This window comes from Archangium sp., assembly GCF_036389735.1.
Classification (GTDB): Bacteria; Myxococcota; Myxococcia; order Myxococcales; family Myxococcaceae; genus Archangium.
Genome location: NZ_DASVWK010000340.1, coordinates 1 through 4504 on the forward strand (window position 1 = coordinate 1; position 4504 = coordinate 4504).

Consider the following 4504-nt stretch of genomic DNA (forward strand, 5'->3'; position numbering starts at 1 on the left):
CCACGCTGCAACCGGGGTGGTTGGTCAGCGGGCGGTACTTGCCGTCGTACTCCTTGTAGGTCGAGGGCGTCTGCTTCGTGGTGAGCGCGGGCTCCACCATCTGGGGCGCGTCCTTGATGGACCAGGTGGCCACGTCGATGCCCGCGGCATTCACCTCGTCCTGCCGGGCGGCGATCTGCTTGCGGCAACCCTCCACGGTCACCACGTCCTCACCGGCCCCGGGCGCGTCCGGCTTCTCGGGCTTGTCGCACGCGAGCAGGGCGCAGGCGGCGAGGCCGGACGCGTAGAACCGCAGGGAGTGCTTGAACATCCTCATGTAGTGCTCCTGGGAGACGTAGGGGGACGGAAGGTGACGGGTCCGCGAGTCGCGGGCGGCACCATCCCGAAGCCGGCCATCGACGGCGGCGGCGCCATCCTAGCGCCACTTGATGTCAGGTTCATGTTTATATGATGCCTGATTCATGTTTATATGATGTGCCGTTCATGTTCACGAGACCGCGAGTGAATGACATTGCGCGTCATGGCTGGATGACATCGCGCGTCATGAACCGGGCCCGCCCCCACCCCTGACGGAACGGCAAAAACAGAATTAGTGGGTTTAATCTGAACGTGCTAAGGCATTAATTCCCCTTTCCCGGGAGGACACATGCTGAAGCGACGTTTCGCAGGAGTCGTGGGTGCAGTTCTCGCGCTGGCCGTCGTCGGGTGCGAGGAGTTGCCGCCGCAGGACGCAGCGCCGCCGTTGGTGGATCCACTGGGTGAAGTGCGCGGCTCGCTGACGCAGGTGACGAGCTTTGGAACGAACCCCGGCAACCTGAAGATGTGGAAGCACGTGCCCGCCACCATGCCCGCCAATGCCCCGGTGGTGGTGGCGCTGCACGGCTGTACCCAGACGGCCGATGCCTACACCCTCACCGGCTGGAACGCCCTGGCGGACCAGCTCAAGTTCTACGTGGTGTACCCGGAGCAGCTGAGCTCCAACAACCAGAACGTCTGCTTCAACTGGTTCGAGCCGGGCGACATCGCGCGCGGTCAGGGCGAGGCCCTCTCCATCAAGCAGATGGTGGACAAGATGGCGGTGGATCACTCCATCGACCCGCGCCGTGTCTTCGTCACCGGCCTGTCCGCCGGTGCCGCGATGACGCACGTGATGGCCGCCGTCTACCCGGACGTCTTCGCCGGGGCGGCGGTGATGGCGGGCGTGCCCTACAAGTGCGCGACCTCGATGACGGACGCCTTCAGTTGCATGAGCCCGGGCGCGGACAAGACGCCCGCGGTGTGGAGGGACCTCGTCCGCAACGCGTACTCCACCTATACCGGCGCCTACCCGAAGATCTCCATCTGGCACGGCGCGTCCGACGCCGTCGTGAAGAACACCAACCTCCAGGAGGGCCTGGAGCAGTGGACGGCGGTGCACGGCATCGACCTGACGGCGGACGTCAGCGAGACGGTCGCCGGCTATCCCCACAAGGTCTACAAGGACACCGCCGGCAAGGCCCTGGTGGAGACGTACGCCATCACCGGCATGGGCCACGGCACGGCCATCGACCCGGCCTTCAAGTTCCCCGGCTCCACCGTGGCGTGCGGCACGGCGGGTGCCTACGTGCTCGACACGGACATCTGCTCCACCTGGCACGTGGCGAAGTTCTTCGGGCTCGACAACTCCGACACCGCCGCCCCCACCGTGAGCCTCTCCGCGCCGGCCAACGGCTCCACCGTGAGCGGGACGGTGAAGGTGAGCGCCAGCGCCACGGACAACGTGGCCGTCGCCAAGGTCGAGTTCTCCATCGACAACACCCTCGTCGGCACCGACTCGGCCTCGCCCTTCGAGTACACCTGGAACACCGCGGCCTCCACCAATGGCACGCACTCCGTGGTGGCCAAGGCCCATGACACCGCGGGCAACACGGCGACCTCGAGCACCTTCTCCGTCACCGTGACGGGCGGCATCTCCGACACCACCGCGCCCACCGTCTCCATCACCTTCCCCCTCGCCAGCGCCACCGTGGCCGGCGCCATCGACATCGCCGCCACCGCCGCGGATGACATCGGCGTGACGAAGGTGGAGTTCCTCATCGACGGCGTCGTGGTGGGCCAGGGCGTCTCGGCGCAGCAGGCCGGCCCGTACACCTTCAACTGGAACACCACCGCCTACTCCCTGGGCGTCCACACCCTGCAGGCCAAGGCCTATGACGCCGCGGGCAACACCGCCGCCTCCGGCTCGGTGTCGGTGACGGTCGACCAGGACTCGGTGCGCTTCAACGAGCGCTTCTCCAGCGGCACCGGCCCCGACAACGCGGGCTGGAGCCTCACCGAGTGGGCGCTGGACCCCACCGACCAGACGGGCATGACCGGCAGCAAGTCCATCAAGGGCTCCGCCCTGCCGGCCTTCAACACCGTCACCCGCACCGCGAGCGTCAGCGTGGTGCTGGCGGCCAACCCGCGCCTCACCTACTGGCGCAAGCTGGACCTCTCGGGCGCCAACACCTCGGCCTCGGCCTCCTTCAAGGTCATCGTCAACAACGGCACCGACAACGTCGTGGACTCGGTGGTGAAGAGCGGCGTCGGCACCGTGGCGGAGTCCTCCTGGACGCAGAAGGCGGACATCGACCTGACGGCGTACGCCAACCGCACCGTCATCCTGAAGTTCGTCGTCTCCGGCACGGACACCGGCTCCAACCTCACCCGCGCCAACGCCTGGGTGGATGGCATCAGCATCGGCCAGCAGAGTGCCTCCACCGACACCACGCCCCCCACGGTGAACGTGACGGCCCCCGTCAACGCCGCCACCGTCAGCGGCACCGTCGACGTGACGGCCAGCGCCACGGATGGCGTCGGCGTGACGAAGGTCGAGTTCTACGTGGATGGCGTGCTCGCCGACACCGACACGGCGGCACCGTTCGTCTTCACCTGGACCACCACGGGCGTGGCCAATGGCAGCCACTCGCTCATGGCCAAGGCCTATGACGCCGCCAACAACGTGAGGGCGGACAACGACACCTCGGTGACGGTCAGCAACAGCACCGCCGGGACGACGACCGTCTCGTTCAGCAGCATCAGCGCCGAGGACGGCTACGTGAAGGCCAACGCGGACGGCACCACTCCCGCCGTGGGCACCCTCACCACCCTGGCCACGGGCAAGGGCACGGACGCCAAGTACAACCGGACCTTCCTCTCGTTCGACACCTCCACGCTGCCGGACGCCGCCACCCTCGTGCGCGCCTCGCTGAAGGTGACGTACTCCTCCGCGTCGGGGGACCCGTGGGCGGACCCCGCCGCCAACACCCTCACCGTCGACCTGAAGAACGGCACCTTCGGCACCGCCTCCGTCGAGACCACCGACTTCACCGCGGCCCCCACGGCCAGCGGCGTGGCCGAGCTCATCAAGTTCACCACCGGCACCCAGACCTCGACAGACTTCAACGCCGCCGGGCTCTCCGCCATCAACAAGACGGGCAGGACTCAGGCCCGGCTTCAGTTCACCAAGAGCCAGGCCGGCACCGCCTACCTCTTCGTCACCGAGGGGACCGGCGCCGTCCTGACGGTGGAGTACAAGTAACGACAGCGGCACCGAGGCCAGGGCCCCCGCGCCCTGGCCTCACCCCCCTGCCTGCTCGCCTGCCCCCCAGGCAACGGGAGGAGCCCCCGCGCCCCTGCCCGAGGGGATGCGCTTCACGGGGTGTCGCTCCATTTCAAGCACCCTACCCTCTGGCGCAGTAGCCGAGTCGCCCCCCTTGGCACCGCACGCCGCGGTCCCAAGGTTGTCGATGACGCGCCGACCCCACCACCCGGTGGTGCGCACCAGAGGGGGAGGGCATTGATGGCGGAGGGCTACGAACAGGCTGGACCCTCTCTAGAAGGGGCGCACCCTGGCAGGCGGCTGGGCAACCGCTTCGAGATCACCCAGCGCATCAAGCAGGGCCGTGGCATCGCCACCTGGCTCGGGGTGGACCTGCATACGGGGGCCCGGCTCGTCATCAAGACGACATCCGCCGTCTCCCTGGTGCCCGCCGCCCGCCAGCGCCTGGAGCACGAGGCGAGCGTGCTGCGCACCTTGCACAGCCCCTACCTCGTGCCCGTCTTGCACTTCGGGGCTGGCGGGGACGTGCTCTACCTGGTGACGCCCTTCGTTCCCGGGGTGTCCCTCCAGGAGCGGCTCACCAGCGGCACCCTCTCCGTGGAGGAGGCGCTCATCGTCGGCCAGTGCATCCTGGCGGCCCTGGCGGAGACGCACGCCCATGGCGTCCTCCACCGGGACATCAAGCCCTCCAACATCATCGTCGAGGGACGGCCCACCCTCACCCGCGCCACCCTGGTGGACTTCGGACTGGCGCGCAGTGAACGGTTGGACCCGTCGCTGCGCGACTTGCCGGTGGGCACCGCGCGCTACCTCTCGCCCGAGCAGGCCGGGCTCCTCAACCGTTCGGTGGAGGCCACCTCGGACCTGTACGCGGTGGGGGCTGTCCTCTTCGAGGCACTCGCCGGCCACCCGGCCTTCGACGGC

At 68.3% G+C, this 4504-nt stretch carries 3 protein-coding genes; 2 read left to right on the top strand and 1 reads right to left on the bottom strand.

The genetic code is table 11. The annotated features are described in order from the left end of the window. The coding region (locus tag VF794_RS11920; protein ID WP_331109814.1) for a hypothetical protein at positions 1 to 316 on the bottom strand (316 nt) is incomplete at its 3' end. Between the two features lie 330 nt (positions 317 to 646). Between VF794_RS11920 and VF794_RS11925 the strand changes: the two genes are divergently transcribed. Next, positions 647 to 3559, top strand: a complete 2913-nt coding sequence (locus tag VF794_RS11925; protein WP_331109816.1) for a PHB depolymerase family esterase — start codon at positions 647 to 649, stop codon at positions 3557 to 3559. A 261-nt stretch (positions 3560 to 3820) separates the two neighbouring features. Beyond that, the coding region (locus tag VF794_RS11930; protein WP_331109818.1) for a serine/threonine-protein kinase at positions 3821 to 4504 on the top strand (684 nt) is incomplete at its 3' end.